At 63.2% G+C, this 17,617-nt stretch carries 12 protein-coding genes; 4 read left to right on the top strand and 8 right to left on the bottom strand.

Going from position 1 to position 17,617, the window contains the following annotated elements; all coding sequences use genetic code 11:
* Positions 1 to 82 precede the first annotated feature (82 nt).
* Positions 83 to 1,075 carry a porphobilinogen synthase gene (gene hemB, locus ACZ6WW_RS14005; protein WP_465274739.1) on the top strand — a complete coding sequence of 331 codons (993 nt, stop codon included), beginning with the start codon at positions 83 to 85 and terminating at the stop codon, positions 1,073 to 1,075.
* A 171-nt stretch (positions 1,076 to 1,246) separates the two neighbouring features.
* Here the strand turns inward: hemB and ACZ6WW_RS14010 are convergent, their stop codons facing one another.
* Both ACZ6WW_RS14010 and ACZ6WW_RS14015 read right to left on the bottom strand, forming a co-directional pair.
* Positions 1,247 to 1,816, bottom strand: coding sequence for a DUF4865 family protein (locus ACZ6WW_RS14010; RefSeq protein ID WP_465274740.1), 570 nt, complete (start codon positions 1,814 to 1,816; stop codon positions 1,247 to 1,249).
* Positions 1,813 to 2,211, bottom strand: a complete 399-nt coding sequence (locus tag ACZ6WW_RS14015) for a tautomerase family protein (RefSeq protein WP_281851652.1) — start codon at positions 2,209 to 2,211, stop codon at positions 1,813 to 1,815. The genes ACZ6WW_RS14010 and ACZ6WW_RS14015 overlap by 4 nt, the downstream gene beginning before the upstream one ends.
* 107 nt (positions 2,212 to 2,318) lie before the next feature.
* On the opposite strand from ACZ6WW_RS14015, the gene ACZ6WW_RS14020 reads away from it, so the two are divergent.
* Together ACZ6WW_RS14020 and ACZ6WW_RS14025 are read left to right on the top strand one after the other, a co-directional pair.
* A complete protein-coding gene (locus ACZ6WW_RS14020) occupies positions 2,319 to 3,203 on the top strand; it encodes a LysR substrate-binding domain-containing protein (protein ID WP_465274741.1) in 885 nt (294 codons plus the stop codon).
* 49 nt (positions 3,204 to 3,252) lie between these two features.
* Entirely contained in the window at positions 3,253 to 5,088 is a 1,836-nt protein-coding gene (locus tag ACZ6WW_RS14025; protein WP_465274742.1) for a monovalent cation:proton antiporter-2 (CPA2) family protein, read from the top strand.
* Positions 5,089 to 5,362: 274 nt separating this feature from the next.
* Here the strand turns inward: ACZ6WW_RS14025 and ACZ6WW_RS14030 are convergent, their stop codons facing one another.
* On the bottom strand, positions 5,363 to 8,836 hold the full coding sequence (locus tag ACZ6WW_RS14030; RefSeq protein ID WP_465274743.1) for an ankyrin repeat domain-containing protein: 3,474 nt from the start codon (positions 8,834 to 8,836) through the stop codon (positions 5,363 to 5,365).
* 68 nt (positions 8,837 to 8,904) lie between these two features.
* Positions 8,905 to 9,201 carry a YcgL domain-containing protein gene (locus ACZ6WW_RS14035; protein WP_281851656.1) on the bottom strand — a complete coding sequence of 99 codons (297 nt, stop codon included), beginning with the start codon at positions 9,199 to 9,201 and terminating at the stop codon, positions 8,905 to 8,907.
* Positions 9,202 to 9,492: 291 nt separating this feature from the next.
* Here ACZ6WW_RS14035 and ACZ6WW_RS14040 point away from each other — a divergent pair, with 291 nt between their 5' ends.
* Positions 9,493 to 10,929 carry an OmpP1/FadL family transporter gene (locus ACZ6WW_RS14040; RefSeq protein WP_465274744.1) on the top strand — a complete coding sequence of 479 codons (1,437 nt, stop codon included), beginning with the start codon at positions 9,493 to 9,495 and terminating at the stop codon, positions 10,927 to 10,929.
* Between the two features lie 256 nt (positions 10,930 to 11,185).
* Here the strand turns inward: ACZ6WW_RS14040 and ACZ6WW_RS14045 are convergent, their stop codons facing one another.
* From ACZ6WW_RS14045 to ACZ6WW_RS14060, 4 genes are read right to left on the bottom strand one after another with little or no spacing between them, the layout of a single operon-like run.
* Positions 11,186 to 12,598 (bottom strand): coniferyl aldehyde dehydrogenase, encoded by a 1,413-nt coding sequence (locus tag ACZ6WW_RS14045; protein WP_465274745.1) that lies wholly within the window; start codon positions 12,596 to 12,598, stop codon positions 11,186 to 11,188.
* Positions 12,599 to 12,609: 11 nt separating this feature from the next.
* The gene (locus tag ACZ6WW_RS14050) at positions 12,610 to 15,069 is read right to left on the bottom strand and encodes a TonB-dependent receptor (RefSeq protein WP_465274746.1); all 2,460 of its coding nucleotides are present in this window, start codon (positions 15,067 to 15,069) and stop codon (positions 12,610 to 12,612) included.
* Between the two features lie 60 nt (positions 15,070 to 15,129).
* A complete protein-coding gene (locus tag ACZ6WW_RS14055) occupies positions 15,130 to 16,263 on the bottom strand; it encodes an SO2930 family diheme c-type cytochrome (protein ID WP_465274747.1) in 1,134 nt (377 codons plus the stop codon).
* Positions 16,264 to 16,273: 10 nt separating this feature from the next.
* Positions 16,274 to 17,512 (bottom strand): parallel beta-helix domain-containing protein, encoded by a 1,239-nt coding sequence (locus tag ACZ6WW_RS14060; protein ID WP_465274748.1) that lies wholly within the window; start codon positions 17,510 to 17,512, stop codon positions 16,274 to 16,276.
* Positions 17,513 to 17,617: the final 105 nt, after the last annotated feature.

Raw genomic sequence — 17,617 nt, forward strand, 5'->3', positions numbered from 1 at the left:
TGCGATGCGACGCGATGTCCTGCGCCAGTCCTCACGGCCCAGGCGTAGAATGGCCCGCTTGTGTATCGCTGAGGCCGTTGCCATGACTTTCCCCGCTGTCCGCATGCGCCGTATGCGCCGCGATGCGTTCTCCCGTGCCCTGATGCGCGAAACGACATTGACGAGCGCCGACCTGATCATGGTGGCGTTCGTGATCGAGGGCGAAGGGCAGCGCGAGGCGGTGCCGTCGATGCCGGGTGTGGACCGCCTGTCGGTCGACGAGTTATTGAAACTCGCCGGTGAATGCGTGCGGCTGGGCATTCCGGCGCTGGCCTTGTTTCCGTCGCCCGGTGCGTCGGTAAAGAGCGAGGATGCAAGCGAGGCCTGGAACCCCGATGGCCTGATGCAGCGCGCAACGCGCGCACTGAAGGCGACGTACCCCGAGCTCGGCCTGATCGGTGATGTCGCACTCGATCCGTATACGACACACGGTCAGGACGGTCTGATCGACGAGAACGGCTATGTGATGAACGAGCCGACCGTCGAAGCCCTGATCAAGATGTCGCTGGCGCAGGCCGAAGCCGGGATGGATTTCGTTGCGCCGTCGGACATGATGGACGGCCGGATCGGCTCGATTCGCGATGCGCTGGAAGACGCCGGTCATATCCACACACGCATTCTTGCGTACTCGGCCAAGTACGCATCCGCGTTCTATGGCCCGTTTCGCGATGCGGTCGGCTCAGCCGCCAATCTGGGCAAGGGCAACAAGCACACTTACCAGATGGATATCGGCAACAGCGATGAAGCCCTGCGCGAAGTCGAGCTCGATATCAGCGAAGGCGCCGACGCGGTGATGGTGAAGCCGGGTCTACCGTATCTGGACATTCTGCGCCGTGTGAAAGATACCTTCGGCGTGCCGACCTTCGTTTACCAGGTGAGCGGCGAGTACGCGATGCTCAAGGCGGCTATTCAGAACGGATGGCTGGAAGAGCGTGCGGTGGTGCTCGAGTCGCTCACGGCGATGAAGCGTGCCGGTGCGGATGCGATTCTTACTTATTTCGCGATCGATGCTGCGCGATGGTTGCGCGGCGAGTAAAGGCCTCGCCTACTCGTCATTCCGGCGAAGGCCGGAATCCACTCCTCAGTGCAGATGCTTATCGAATGTTGCCTGACAAGCGATAACTGAGGAATGGATCCCGGCCTTCGCCGGGATGACGATAGGAGGGACTGAGGTTATTCGAGTTTCTCTTCGGTTGCCCTCAGGTATTCATACTTGCGCAGTGGCCATCGGCACCGACATATGCCCCACCGCATACACCTGTTGAGCCGGATTCGGCGGCAACTCGCTCCACAAGCGAAACCTCACCATCGTCCAGCTCCCCGGCTCATAAGCACTCACCGCAGCCAAGGCGCCATGCGCCGTGTCGTGCAATGCACGATCCCGCTCAAGTTGGCGCAATGCCTCAAGCTCGGCATACGGCGCAATCGGCAGCAGCTCGCGCGTTGCGCACACAGCATCGCGCATCTCCGGCTTGAGGCTCGCCTGCCACACCGACCACAACCGAATCGACGGACGTCCAAACGCATCGCATAGCGCGGCAAATCCAGGCCCGGCTAGGAACGCGTTCAAGCCTTTCTCGTTACGCCACAGATAGAACGGTGCGTAGAGGTTCTCATGCGAGGGCATGCGCTCGTCGCCACGCGTCGCACTCAGATAGGCCTTGAATGCCAGATGGGGGAAGTCATCGGTCATCCCACCTTTCTCGGCGATTCGACGGCGGATGATCGCCATGTCGTAATCGGCCGGAAAGGTGAAACTGTATTGCATGGCGATCATTGCATCGCTTCCGCCGCGGTGATCCCGGCCCGACCGCCGCCGAAGGACCAGTCTTCCGATGCGGTGGTATGCACGACCACCATCACGTCCTCCGGATCGATGCCCGGACCCTCCGCCAGCAATTGAGTCAGGCGGCGATAGAACTGGCGCTTGGTGTCGGCATCGCGCGGGCGGCCGACGGTGATCGCGATATGCACGAAATCGTCCGAACGCGGGCCGCCGAGGTAATCGCGGTCGTAGAAGAACTCGCCTGGCTCCAGCTGATGAATCATCTGGAAGCGATCGTTGGCTGGGGTGTTGAACGCCTCGTTCATGGCGCGATAGAGGTTGTCGGCGAGCGAGCGCAGATAGTCGGGGGACTTGCCCTTGTGAAGCGTGATGCGTGCGTACGGCATGACATGAACTCCTTAAGGTGACTTGACGAAATGCAGGCTACAGCGGCAGGATGGTCCTGAAAATCGGGAAATTTAGAAGTAACAATCCACTTTTTTGGTATTAACTCATGCGCCGCATCCATTTCGACCTCGATGTGCTGCGCACCTTCGTTGCCGGCGTGGAGCTCAACAGCTTCGCCAAGGCAGCGGACCGCCTGGGTCGCTCGACCTCGGCTGTCAGTGCGCAGTTGAAGAAGCTGGAGGATCAGGTCGGCACGCCCATATTGCGCCGCCAGGGCCGCGGTATGGCACTGACCGAGACCGGGGAGACGATGCTGGCCTATGCGCGGCGCCTGCTCGAGCTCAACGACGAGGCGGCCACGGCCTTGCATGGCGCCGAACTCGAAGGCTGGGTGCGCCTTGGCTTGCAGGAGGATTTCGGCGAATCGCTGCTGGCGGATGTGCTGGGCCGGTTTGCACGGGCGCATCCGAAGGTGCGGATCGAGGCACGCATCGCGCGCAATCGCGAGCTGCTCGAGCGCATCGATAAAGGCCAGCTCGATCTGGCGCTCGCCTGGGACGCCAACTACAGCACGCCTTACCAGGAACGGATCACCGAGCTGCCGATGCGCTGGATCGGGCCGGCCCACGGCACGTTCCATTGGCAACCCGGCGAGCCGGTGCCCCTGGTGTCGCTGGATGCGCCTTGCCTGATGCGTACGGCGGCGACCACGGCGCTGGACCGTGCCGGCATACCCTGGCGTATCGCCTTCACCAGCGCGAGCCTTGCCGGCATCTGGGCCGCAGTCGCCGCCGGCCTGGGTATCGGCATGCGTACCGAAGCGGGCCTGCCGGGACTGGTCGGTGTGATGACGCATACCGCATTGCCGGATTTACCCATGCTCGGCCTGTTTCTGCATCGCGCTAACGCCGAGCCGTCACCAGCAGTAGCACGACTGGATGACATCTTGCGGCAGGCCTTGGCACCGCTGTCGCGCATCGCAAAGACGTAGGCGGATCCATGCGCTGCGTGGAATAATCGCGAGAACTTAAGGAGCGCGCTTGGACAGTCATCATTTCCTGCAAACCGCGCTGGTCTTCCTGCTGGCGACGGTCATTGCGGTACCGCTGACGAAGCGGTTTCGGCTCGGTTCCGTGCTCGGTTATCTGGTCGCCGGCGTGGTCATCGGTCCGCAATTGCTCGGCCTGATATCCGATACCGGCGGCGTCGCGACGATCTCCGAATTCGGCGTGGTGCTGATGCTGTTCGTGATCGGTCTGGAGTTGTCGCCGCAGCGCTTGTGGGTGATGCGCCGTTCGGTCTTCGGCACCGGCATGCTCCAGGTGCTGGCGACCAGCCTGGTGATCTCCCTGATCGGTTATTACTTCTTTGGCCTGACGACGAAGGGCGCAGCCATCATCGGCGGCAGCCTTGCGCTGTCGTCGACCGCGTTCGGACTGCAGATTCTCGCCGAGCGCAAGGAAGCCGGCTCGGCCTATGGGCGCCAGGCGTTCGCGATCCTGTTGTTCCAGGATTTGGCCGCGATTCCGCTGATTGCCGCCATCCCGTTGCTTGCGAGCGCGAAGCATGGCTTTGACATAGCGGCCAGTGCGCGCACGGTGTTCGGCATTCTGGCGGTGGTGGTAGGTGGGCGCTATCTGTTGCGGCCAGTGTTCCGTTTCGTTGCGCGCGCCAACGCCGTGGAAGTATCGACCGCGACGGCGCTGCTGGTCGTGATGGGCACGGCATGGCTGATGGAACTGGTCGGCGTGTCGTCGACGCTTGGCGCTTTCCTTGCCGGTGTGCTGCTGGCCGACTCGGAATACCGCCACGAGCTCGAATCGCATATCGAACCCTTCAAGGGTCTGCTGCTGGGCCTGTTCTTTATCAGCGTAGGCATGTCGATGGACGTGGCCGTGCTGCTGAGCAAGCCGTACACCGTCGCCGCGTTGGTGGTGGCATTGCTGGTGCTCAAAGGTGCGCTGCTGTGGCCGCTGGGCCGCATTGTTGGCGGACTCAACCGCGCCGATGCCCTGCGTCTGGCGGTGCTGCTGGCCTGCGGCGGCGAATTCGCCTTCGTGGTGCTCAAGCAAGCCCAGGAGGCGATGCTGATCACCGCGCAGCAGCAAAGCATGCTGGTGCTGGTGATCACCCTGTCGATGGCGCTTACACCCATTCTGGTGGTCGTTGCCGCCAAGCTGCTCGGCGCGGTGGCGGAAAAGAAACCCACGCGCGAATACGACGAGATCACCGCCGATGCGCCGCGCGTGATCATCGCCGGCTTTGGCCGTGTCGGCCAGATCGTCGGCCGTGTCCTGCGCGCGCAGCGCATTCCGTTCGTGGCGCTGGAGTCGTCGGTCGAGCAGATGGATACGCTGAGCCGCTTCAACAACACCTCGTTGTTCTTCGGCGACCCCGGCCGCGCCGACCTGCTGCGCGCGGCGCAGGCGGACAAAGCCGAAGTGTTCGTACTGGCTACCGACGATCCGGACGCAAACCTGCGCATCGCGCGCCTCGTGCGCCGGCAATATCCGCATCTGAAAATCATCGCGCGCGCCCGCAACCGCCAGCACGCCTTCCGCCTGATGGATCTGGGCGTGGAGATGCCGGTACGCGAGACGTTCTATTCCAGCCTCAAGATGACACGCATGACCCTGGAAAGCCTGGGGCTTTCCAGTGAGCTGGCGAACGATCGCGTCGACCGTTTCCGCGAACACGATATCCGTTTGCTGAAAGCCCAGTATCTCGTCTATGACGACGATGCACGCATGATGCAGACCTCACGCGAAGCATTGAACGATCTGATGCATATCTTCGACGCCGACGACGACCCCGTCGCCGAGCAGGAACGCGAGACCTCGACGCCGTCGACGGAGTTGAGTGAGGAAGAGGAGTAGCTCAAGAGCGGGGAGTGAGTGGAGAGGAGTGAGGAGTGAGTAAGAGCGCACCTCCCCGCATCTCACACCGCCTCACCTATTCGTCATTCCGGCGCAGGCCGGAATCTACTCCTCAGTCTCTCGCTAGTAAGGCAACATTCGCAAGCGGAAGCCTTGAGGAATGGATTCCGGCCTACGCCGGAATGACGAAGTAGGTGGGGCTGCGTAAGCGGCCAGGTCGCCGAAGCACACAGGCAAGAACCAAGCCGCCACGAAACAAACTTCAAATCGAACGCTACTCAGGCTGCGCCGGCTGCCTCAACGTCTGCCGCACACTAGGAATCACCCCACCCGCGCGCACCGCCAACTCATGCGCAATATCCACATACCCCAGCTGCCGAGCCACATCAGCCGACGTCCGCCCAAACGCATCAGCCGCAGCACGATCCGCGCCACGCGCAAGTAATACCCGTGCCGGCGGCAACAACGCATGCATCGCACAAGCATGCAGCGCAGTAACACCACGCTGGTCAGCATGTTCGAGGTTGGCGCCAGCATCGAGCAACACCGGCACCAAGGCGCCAATATGCGTCGCATCGCAATCACTGCCCGGTCGCATATGCGCACCAAGCAACAGCAACAGCGGCGTCTTGCCCTCGCCATCCGCGCGATCGATCTGCGCTCCGCGCTTCAACAGCGCATCGAACAACCGACGCGCACGCAAGCTGTCGTTATGCTCAAACCCGAACTGCGCTGCGGCATGCAGCGCGCTATGTCCGCGCGAGTCGACCGCATTGACGTCGGCCCCGCCATCGAGCAATTGCTCGACGATATCCGGATAACCCATCGCGGCAGCCACCATCAACGCCGTCGCATCGCCGGGCAAGCGCTGATCGACTGCAACACCACGCTCCAGCAACAGACTGATCAGCGCTTCGCGACGCGCACCCACGGCGGCGGCAAGCGGCGTCATACCGTTGTTGGCCGTCGCGGAAATATCGGCACCCGCATCGAGCAGGCGCGCCGCGACATCGCGATATCCCGCACCACACGCATGCAACAAGGCGCTCGCACCCTGGCGGTCGCGCGTATCGGCGGCAAAGCCGAGTTCGAGCAGGCGCTCAACCGCGGCCAGCGCACCGATCGCAGCAGCGGCAGGGAGATCGTCGGCGCGAAGCGGGCGGCGAGGACGCGACCACTCGCCCCAGTTCAACCAGCGCTCGATTTCGCCGTGATCCAGGGCAAGCCCCAGCGGCGTTTCGCCGTTGGCGTCGGCAATTTCAGGATCGGCACCATGGGCGACCAATGCGCGCACCAGTGGCAGCGCGTTCTCGCCGTTTTCCAGCGCGGCAAATAGTGGCGTGCGACCGGACTGATCGCGCGGATTGGGATTGCAGCCGCGATCGAGCAGCGTCTGCAGAATGGCAAGCTGACCGTTTGCGGCAGCCAGATGCATCGGCGTGCGATCGCGCACGTCCGAGCCAAACGGATCGGCGCCGCCCGACAACATCGACTGCAACAGCGCGATGCCCTGCGGATGGTTGTCGGTAATGCGCTGCAAGGCCTGACCGAACAGGCCGGTGCCGGCTGGGCTGGCTCCGGCCTGCATCAGGTCTTCGACGGCTTCGATCGATCCGGGCAACTGCTGCAGCAAGGCATCGAACAGCCGTCGCCCCAGCGTCGGCAACGTGCCTTGCTGGCCTTCGGCAGTTTCGGCGTCGTCGATCAATTGCGGTTGCAGGCGTGCTTCGGCCTGCAGCGCGTGCTCGAGCAGCCAGCGCCGTGCCGAGCTCAGGCCCGGCGCGGAAAGATCCAGGTAGAGCTGAGCCAACTGACCTTGCGGCCATTCGCGCACGCGCTGGTTAAAGGTGGACACGATGGCCCAATGCCCGAAGCGCAGGGCATCGAGCAAGTGGGCGGGAGTGTCGGCGCCTTCGGGCAGCACGTCGACGCTGAGGCTGGCAGGCAGCGGTGTATCCGGGTCGAGCAGGGCGACCAGATCCCAGCGGCCGGCAGCGGCTGCGTGATCGAGTGCGCTGCGCCCGTCGCTGCCCGGGGCCTTCGCTTCCGCGCCAAGCGCAAGCAGGGCGCGAACGGTTTCGGCCTGGGCATGCGGCGACTGACAGGCGAGCGTGAGTGCATCGCGGCCGTGGTTGTCGCGGACGCGTGCGTCAGGCTGTGCTTCGGCAATGACCTGCACAATGTCGACCGAGCCGGCGCGCGCGGCTTCCATCAACGCGGTACTGCCATGGCGGTCGGCCAGCGAGACATCCGCATTGGCCGTGCGCAGGACGCGTACGATCTGTTCGTGGCCTTCCGCGGCGGCGGTCATCAGTGCGCTGCGATGGCGTGCGTCGACGGCGTTGATGGCGGCACGATGTTTGAGCAGCAGCTTGACGCCTTCCACGTCGTCATCGGCGATGCCTGCGGCAGCGACCAGCGCGGGCTCGCCATCGGCCGGCGTGGGCTTGGCGCCGCGTTCAAGCAGAAATTTCGCCAGCGGCCAATTCGCTGCGCGGCATGCTGCAGCCAATGGGCTGATGCCGCTGCGATTGAGCGCGTTGATCGGCGCCTCGGCGTCGAGCAGCATCGCGGCGACCATGGGTTCTTCGCTCAGCACGGCGCCATGCAGCGGCGTGTTGCCGTCCGTATCGGTGGCCAGCGGGTTGGCGCCGTTGGCGAGCAGGGTCATCACCGCTTCGGAGCGGCCATGCCAGCTGTCGCGCGTCGCGGCCAGCAAAGGCGTCAGGCCGCCGCTGCTGCGATTGACGTCGGCACCCTTGCCGATCAGTGCGCGCAGCAGGCGCGTATCGGGCAATAGCGCCGCAAGCATCAGCACGGGGCGTTGATCGCGATCGCCTGGCAGCGGCGCGGTATTCGGATCGGCGCCGGCCTCGACCAGGGCAATGGCACGTTCGATGTCGCCGTCGCGGGTGGCGGCAAGCAAGGCTCGTTGTTGTTCGGGTGTGCCGGCCGTGCGTTCCTGCTCGCTCAGCTGCGGCGGTGCCGGCGGTTTGGCCGGTGTCGTGCGGACACGTGGCGCTTCCACGCCTTCGGTCGGCCGGCGCGCCGGCTTGCGCCCTTCGCACAGCAACGCGCGCAAGGTGCGGTTGGCGATGATCAGACAGCACAGCGGCAGCAGCACCACGCCATACAGAGCCAGCGCGCTGATGCGCAGCTCGGCCGGCAGGATGCCGTAGAGGCCGGTGAGGGTGATGGCGACGAATGCCGAGGCCAGCAGGGCCAGCGCGGCGGGGAGGTAGTGGGTGAAGAAGCGTTCTTCGCGCGACAGGTGACGACCGAAGGCAATGCTGCGCGCGGTGGCGGTGAAGATCCACGAACCGTCGCTCTTGGCGGGATAGGCGTCATCCCAGACGAAGACCAGGCCAAACGCCGGCCATATGCGCCAAAGCGCCCCCAGCGCCACCACCAGCGCCGCGGCCAGCATCAATGCGGCACCCAGGCCGTGTCCCTGGCTTAGCTGCAGCATCGGCCAGGCGATCAGCAGGAATACCAGCGCCACGTAGCCGGTAAACATCACCAGGTGGGCCGCGCCGCGACGTATCACCGTGCGCAGGAAGCGCGGTTCCGGGTCGAAGCCGATGGCATGGCAGACGGCTGCCATGGTCAGCGCATTGGCGGCCAGTAACGGGATCAACGCCAGCGGATGCGCGCCGATGGCGGCGATGGCGACGAAGATCAGGCCGGGAATGAACCAGGCGAGCGACTGGAGTAGCGGGGGTGGGCGACGCGTTTTGGGTTGTGGCATGAGGTCGGCAGTATAGGAATCGTCGAAGCAGCAGGCGGTAATCCTGTGTTAACAGGGCGAAGACGAGGTCATTCCTCGCTGTCGTCCTGACGAGGCGTGCTTCGATAGGCAAGATGGTTGGAAGTGGCCAGGGTTTCCTTGGGCGGCAATTGCAGATGCCAGCCCTGGTCACGTAGATGCGCGAGAATTTGCTGCGCGTCTTCCTGCGGCAGCTGCCGCTCGCCACTCAGTTCCACTTCAAGCACCAGGCGCAGATCGCCCAGCAGCAGGATGAGCGACTCGGGGAGCGACGAGAAATCGTCGCGGCGCGGCAGCCACAGATAGGAGTCGGCCTTGCGCTGGCTGGCGTAGACGAAACAGTGCATGGCAACCACCTGAGTCAGCGGCAATCGATGACGCGAAGCGTCGCGCGGACAATCAAGCGTAACAGTCTGCGAACGCGATGGACACCGCAAGTCCCAACTTCGGTCATCGACCATCAATCCACGGGAAGTACCGGCTACAGCCCCCCATTTGCTGCGCCTGCACTTGCAAGGCCGGGGTCGAGCCGGCAGAGTGCGCGCGAGGGGTCTCAAACGCGCGTATGAAAATAGATGACGCGGCCAGCCCCCTTACTGTGTCCCGAGCCGGATCAACAATAAGCAGGAGCAATGCAGATGTCTTTCCAATCGTTCTCACGGGCGTCGCGCCCGTTTGCGCTGGCCGCGCTGAGTTTGGCCATTATTGGCGCCCTCGCCGCGCCAGGCGGCGCCCACGCTAGCGCTTTCCAGTTGAAGGAAGACAGCGCCAAGTCGATGGGACGCGCCTATGCCGGTTCGGCCACCGCCGGCGGCGACGCCTCGGTGATCGCCAATGCCCCGGCCGCCATGGCCGACCTCAAGGGTACCTATTTCCAGGCCGACATCACGGCGGTCAACTTCAGCGCCAAGTTCTCCGGTTCGGCCCATGACGCGCTGGGTCGTCCGATCAGCGGCGGCAACGGCGGCGACGCCGGTACCACGCTGCCGATCCCGGCATTCTTTGCCTCCACCCAGCTGGGTGATCGCTGGCACATCGGCCTGGCCGGCACCGTGCCGTTCGGCTTCCAGACCGAGTACGACAACAACTGGATCGGTCGCTACAACGCGCTCAAGTCCAAGTTCGCCTCGTACGACGTGACGCTGTCGGCGTCGTACAGCTTCACCGACGATTTCTCGATCGGCGCCAGCGCCATTGCGCAGAAGACCACCGCCGAGCTGACTTCCGCGGTCAACTACAACGCCGTGGGCCTGGGCCTGGTGCAGCAGGCCGCTCAGGCCGGTGCCATCAGCCCCCAGCAGGCTGCCGCGCTGGGCCAGCAGGTCGGTGTGATCGTGCCTCCGGGTTCGGACGGCGTCGCACGCATCAAGGGTGACGACTGGGCCTATGGCTGGCAGCTGGGCGCTTATTGGAAGCTCACCCCGAACGACCGCTTCAGCCTGAACTACCGTTCGAAGATCTCGCACACCCTGGAAGGCACCGGCAACTTCACCGTGCCGACCAATGTGCAGGCGCTGCTGAGCAGTCCGACCGTGGCACCGCTGCTGGCGGGCCTGGGCGGCGTGCCGTTCACGCACACCGACGGTACCGCACCGTTCACCACGCCGGCCGTGGCGTCCTTCAGCTACTGGCACCAGGAAGAGAAGTTCGGCCTGGGCATGGACCTGGCCTGGACCAAGTGGGACGTGTTCAAGAACCTGACGGTGACCTACTCGAACCCGGCGCAGCCGCCGACAGTCGAGCCGTTCAACTGGCGCAACACCTGGTACGCATCGATCGGTGGCGAGTACTACGTCAACGATCGCCTGACCCTGCGTGCTGGTATCGGCCTCGACACCACGCCGACCTACAACGAAACCCGCGACGCACGCGTGCCCGATTCGACCCGCAAGCTGCTGTCGTTCGGTATCGGCTACAAGGCAACCGAAAACTTCGAGATCAACGCCTCGTACATGCACATCTTCGTCAACAATGCGCATATCGACGGCGCGCCGAGCTCGACCGGCGACACGCTGACCGGCAATTTCGACGACTACGGCAACACGCTGGGTCTGTCGGCGCAGTACCACTTCTAATCGGCCAGAGCGTCGATCGGAACAGAAACCTCTCCGCGAAAGCGGGGAGGTTTTTTTTATGTCCGGATGTTGCGGTCGCTCCTAATCTTGCAGTGGCTCTTTCAGGGGTCTAAACACCATTTCCTATCCGTCGTCCCGGCGAACGCCGGGACCCAGCGCCTTACGCTTCAACGTGCTGAAGACGCTGGGCCCCGGCCTTCGCCGGGGCGACGATGAAGACTGAGGTCATTCGAGTTGCGACCGCTGCCCCCCAACATCAACCATGCTTGAACAACAACCCCAGCATCCGCTTGAACATCGCCCCATACGGCGGATTCAACATGCCCACCCCGTTGAAGCGTGCTTGACGAAACACCGGCTTCATATGCGAGAACGTGCGAAAGCCCGCTTCGCCGTGATACCCGCCCATGCCCGATTTGCCGACGCCACCGAAAGGCAGGCCGTGCTGCGCGATGTGATAAAGCGTGTCGTTGACGGTAACGCCGCCTGCTTGCGTGCGCGACAACACGCGATCGACCGTGGCGCGCTGGTCGTCGAACAAGTAGAGCGCCAGCGGATGCGCATGGCTGCCGATATAGGTAATCACCTGATCGATCGAATCGTAGGGGAGTACGGGTAGCAGCGGCCCGAAGATTTCTTCCTTCATCACCGTCATGTTGTCGTCGACGCCGGTGATCAGGGTCGGCGGGAGAAAGCGTCGGGACGCATCGCCGGCGGTATCCGCCAGGCTTTGCGCCTTGGCCCCGGCGGCCACCGCATCGTCGCGAAGCCTGGCCAGGCGCTCGTAGTGCTTGTCGGTGGCGACACTCGCATATTGGCCGCTGCCGGCGATATCCGGATACAGGCGCGCGACGGCGCGTTTGGCCGTGTCGACGAATTCGCCCATGCGCTCGCGCGGCACGAACACGTAATCGGGCGCAATGCAGGTCTGGCCGGCGTTGACCATCTTGCCGTACAGGATGCGCTCCACCGCATGCTCGAAGCGTGCGCCAGGGCCGATGATGGCTGGCGACTTGCCACCCAGCTCCAGCGTCACCGGCGTCAGGTGCTGCGATGCCGCGCGCATCACGTGATGGCCGACGGCGGTGGAGCCGGTGAACAACAGGTGGTCGAACGGAAGCGCGGAGAAGGCTTGCGCAACGTCGGCGTCGCCGGTAATCACGCTGACTTCGTCGGGCTGGAAATAGCTCGCCACTTTCTGCGCGAACAGCGCCGAGAAACGCGGCGTGAATTCGCTCATCTTGACCATCACGCGATTGCCCGCGGCGAGCGCATCGATCATCGGCCCGACGGCCAGATACAGCGGATAGTTCCACGGCACGATAATGCCGACGACGCCTTTGGGCTGTGGCATCAACGTCGTGCTGGCGGGCAGGAAGACCAGATCCGCCAGCCCTTTGCGAGGTTTCATCCAGCGGCGGCCGTGACGCAGCGCGTGACGCAGGCCCGAGAGGCTGGGAAAGAGCTCCAGCAGATCGGTCTCTTCTTTGGGCCGGCAACCGAAGTCTTCCGAAATGGCGGCGGCGAACGCGTCGCGCTGTTCGCGCAGCAGCGCTTCGAGTTTGCGCAGGCGTGCAGCGCGCACCGACCATGCCGGGTTGGGATCCTTGACCTGTGCGTTACGCAACAGAAGCAGGGTTTGCTGCAAGTCGTTGGTCGGTGCGTTCATGGCTTAGGGCCCTAAAACTTTGCGCGTAGCTCGAGACCATACATGCGCGGCGGTGTGATGGATGCGAAGGGCGTGCCGAACACGGTGGTGCTGATGTTGTTCACGCCGGTCACGTAGCGATTATTGAACAGGTTGTTGGCGTACAGCGCCACACCCCAACGGTCGCCGGGTGCATGCCAGTCCAGGCGGGCGTCCGTGCGCTGTTGCGACTGCCCGACCTGGAAATTCGGGCTGACCACGCATTCGCCCTGCAGCTGGGAGTCGGCGTTGCAGCGCTCGCGCCCACGATAGGCGTAATTGAGGTCGAATTCGAGTGCGCCGTGGGCGACGTGATCCCAGGTGTATGAAACGCCAGCGGTATAGGAAAAACGCGGCTCGCCGGTCGGCTGGCCATCCAGATCGACGCCTGAGGGCGCGATCGCCTTGCGATAGGTCGAGTCGATATAGGCGCCGGTGAAGTTGAAGCGCAAGGCATCGAGCGGTTGCCACTGGCCTTCCAGCTCCAGGCCCTTGGCTTCCTGGTTGGTGCTGCTGACCAGATAGCGCGGTACGCCCGAGCCGGCACTGTTCGGGTCGAGCGTGAGTGACTGCTTGTTGTCGTAGCGGTAGTAATACACCGAGGCGTTGAACAGCAGATTCTGCTCGGGAAAGATCGTCTTGATGCCGGCTTCGAAGTTGGTCACCTTTTCCGGTGCGAAGCGCGAACCGACCTGCACGCTGTTGAAGCCGCCGGCCTTGTAGCCCTTGGTCACCGAGAAATAGCCCATCGCATCGGGCGTGAACTTATAGTCGAACACCACGCGCGGGCTCCAGTTGTTCCACGTATTGCGGAACGTCACCGGCACACCGACCGCATCGGTAAAGATCAGGTTGTTGTTGAACGCGGCCAGGGCGCCCTGCGCTTCGGGCGGCAGCAGGTCGAGAATGCCCGCCTGTGCGAGCGCCTGCACGGTGGCATCGAACTCCGGCGCCTGGCGCGGCATGTTGTACCAGGAGAAGGTCTTCTGGTCGCGCGTGTAGCGAATACCGGTGGTGATATCGAGCCGGTCGTCGATGTGCCAGATCACGTCGCCAAAGGCGGCATAGGCCTTGAAGTGGCCGACATTGCTGATCGCTTCGTGCCAAGGATCGCCGAGCAAGGTGTAGGGAAGACCAAACGATGCCAACGCATTGCTGATATCGGTCAACGGCGTGCCTACACCCATCACATTGTTAGCCAATGTATCGATGCTGTCCGTATTGATGTTGGTCTGGCTGGTCTGTCGCGCCTGCTCCTGGTAATAGCTGATGCCGCCGACCCAATCGGCGATACCGGTATTGCCGGAAAGCTTGAACTCCTGATACCAGCTGTTGTTGTGCTCGATATTGGTGGTGTCCAGATAACTGACGACGTGATTGGTGCCGTCGTAGTCGCCGCGGTTGAAGGTATTGAAACCGCGCCATGCCGTGGTCGAAGTCAGGCTGCCCCAGGCAAAGGAATGGTCGATGCTCAGCGTGACGCCATCGAAGCGTCGCGTCTCCGCGCCGCCGATGGCATCGTTGTAGAGCGGTGCATGCAGCGGATTGAGGTAGGTCGCGGGATTCGGCGGGAACGGCGCGCGCTCGTTGGTATCGTTCGATAGCGGCACCAGGCCGATCGCCGGCGCCGGCGGTTGATCGAGCTTTTCGTGATCCCAGGTGACCAGCACGCGCGTATCGGGCGTGACATTCCAACGCCATGCCGCGCGCGTGCCCCAGTCGTCGTCCTTGCCGTAGTGCTTGCCGGTGGTGGCATCCTTGATCCAGCCGTTGCTCTGGTTGTCGAGCACGCTGAAGCGCAGCGCCATGTCCTTGTTGATCGGGATATTGAGCAACGCATCGGCATAGCGCTTGCCGTAGTCACCGATACGCACACGCGCCTTACCCTCGAACTGATCGGTGGGCTCGTTGGTGATGATCGAGATCGCGCCGGCAGCGGCGTTGCGGCCAAATAGCGTGCCTTGCGGTCCTTTCAACACCTCGACGCGCTTGACGTCGTTAAAGGCGAGCAGGGCGCCACCGGAGCGCGCGGCGTAGACGCCATCGACATAGACACCTACGGCGGATTCCGTGCCCACGCCGAAGTCGCTGGTGGAAATGCCGCGTAGCTGATAGCGCGCCTGCGTTGGCTGGTCCGCATCGATCACCAGCCCGGGCACGAACAGCGCCATCTTGCTCAGGTCGGTCGCGGCCAGCGTATCGATCTGCTTGGACGTGATGATCTGCAGCGGGATCGGCACCGACTGCACTTCCTGTGAACGGCTTTGCGCGGTGACGGTGATATTGCCCAGCAGTTTCGCCTTGGCCGGATCGGCGTTGTCGTTCTGGCTGGTCGCTTGCGCATTCTGCGGTGCGGCCTCATCGGCAAGCGCGGGCTCGATACCGCAAAGCAGCACTGCGCCGCCAAGCAATTTGACCAGGCTAGTAGACAAAAGCGTCGGACGGATCGACATCACCGTTTCTCCCCTCGATGGTGAACCGCGTGGACGCGGCCCTGGTTGTTTTTTTGCCTTTCAGTGAATCGCCACGCATTCCCCTGGCTGCGCTGCGATCCACGCCCTGATCAGATTCACGCCTTCCTGGTGCACGGTGCTGCGTCCGATTTCCGGCATCATCTCGCCGGGATCCTTCGAGGCCATGCGATAGGCCAGGATGGAGTCGTCGGGCTTGCCCGGCACGATGTCGAACATGTGATCGCCGGTGCCGCGCCCGGCGGCGACCGGTGGCTTGCACAAGCCGATATGACGATCTTCGGCAGCGCTCACGTCCAGCGTCAGCGCGGTGGTATTGGCCGCACCTTTCGGGTTGTGGCAGTGACCGCAGTTGATATCGAGATAGGCACGTGCACGTGCATCGAGCGGTGCGTGCGGGTCCATCCAGTTTGCGTTGCGCGGCGCATCGGCAGGCTTGGGCGCGCCGGTGAGATAGCCCACCTTGATCAGATGTTCCAGCTCGTTCTCGTCGCCATCGGCGTAGCGATAGTCGCGGTTGAGATGGCGGGCCTTCGGACCGATCGGATGAATCTTGCGGGTCACCCAATCCTGCGCGTGGCAACTCGAGCACTGGCTTTCGTCCGGCACGACGTAGTTGAAGTCTTCGCGTGCCTGGTCGCTTGCCACGAGCGTCAATGGAATCACCGCACCGGTACGAGCGAGCTGCGCGTCGGTCTGTGCATCGTTCCATACGTAGGGAATGGCCGCCCAGCCCGATTCGCGCCGCACCAGGATGCGTGTCTCGATCAAGTGCACATGCGCCATGTCGAGGCCTTCGCCGGCAAAGTCCTTGCTGCTGTCGTAGGTGCGCGCTACCTCGCCGGGCTTGGCGCCTTTGGGGTAGTAGAAGGTCTTGCTGATGATCGTGCCGACCGGAAAGTCGAAGGTATCGTTGGGGTCGTATGTTGCGGAGACACCTTTGGGCATCCAGATCGTGCGCAGCTTGTGTGCGTAATCGGTGAACAGCGGCGTATTGAGGTCGTACGGCACCACGCCCTGGTTGAGCATCAGCTTGCCGTCACGCACCTCCACGACATGCCAGTCGCTCAAGTGTGGCGGACGGCCATCCGCCTGGAAGGCCACCGGGTCCATACCCTGGTGGCAGCCGGCGACACACAGCACAAGCAACAACAGTGCACAACGAACTACCGTCATCGACTCGACCTCACGCCTTCGGTGCCGGATCGAGCGCGACCGGCGGCAGCTTCGGCAGCGTGCACTGATAGGCTTTGGTATCGGTGATCGGATTCTTGTAGTCGTTTGGACCATCGGCATTGAGCACGCCGTTGGCACCCTGGATACAGATGCGATCGCTATCGGGTGGCAGACCATTGACCAGCGTCTTGCTGTCGACGTAACCGTCCCACAACACGTCGGGGAATCGACCGTTCATGCCGTAGACGGCGGTCTTGAGCACCTTCAGCTTCATGCCGTCGGGCGCGTCACCGCCGTTCTTGAAGCGGTTGTCGTAGACGTAGATGCCCTTGGGATAGGGGTTGTAGTCGGCCGCCACGCCGCGTGTGTTGTAGTAATTGGTCGAAAAATAACTGGAGATGATCACGTTGGCGGTCTTGTGGTCGCCGATGTCGTTGTCGAAGATCTCGACCTTGTCGTTCGAATTGATTACCACGCCCGAGCCGCGCGGCACGCTGGCGACCGCCGCGCCCTTGGCGGCGAAGTTATCGGTGTTGTTGTCGAGCACCGTGTTCTTGTAGACGCGCGTACTGTGCCCTGCCTGCGACAGATTGGGCATATTGAAGACCAGGATGCCGCCGGTATTTTTCGTGGCGGTATTGCCATAGACATCGGCATTGACCGAGTTTTCGATCTCGATGCCGGCGACGTTCTGTTCGGCGCGGTTGTTGCGCACGACGATGTTGTTGGACTGCCCGACGTAGATGCCGGCGTCGGATGCGCCGATCACGGTGGAGTTTTCGATCAGCACGTTCTGCGTCTTGACCGGGTAGAGGCCATAGGCGCCGTTGGTGGTCTGCGGGCCGCCGGTCCATTCCACGCGCACGCCGCGGATGGTGATGTTCTTGCCCTGGTTGATCTTCAACGCATCGCCCTTGGTGTCTTCCAGGGCGAGGTTCTCGATGGTGAAATCGTTGGCGTTCACCAGCAGGCCTTCCGGACCGACCACCTGTCCCTTGAACGACAGCACGGTCTTGTCCATGCCGGCACCGCGAATGGTGATGCCATCGGTGCGCAGGCTGAGGCCGCGGTTCAAGTGATAGTGCCCGGCCGGGATATCGATCACGCTCCCGGGCTTGGCGTCGAGCAGCTGTTGCTGCAGCTTGGCCTGGAAATCCTCGCTGGCCGAATCGGCCGTGCCCGAGGGCTGGTTGCCGCCACACGCGGCCAGCGCCGCGGCAACCGCGACGGTCAATGTCCACTTGCGCATCGATGTACCTCCCCGTGCATCGCTGATGCGAATGCCGCGGCTTTCAGTGCGCGGCTCGAGCCATCACTGTTGCGCAATGCGCGTGCGTAGGGGAGGGCAAAACGG

This window comes from Dyella sp. NPDC103356 (genome assembly GCF_055584465.1).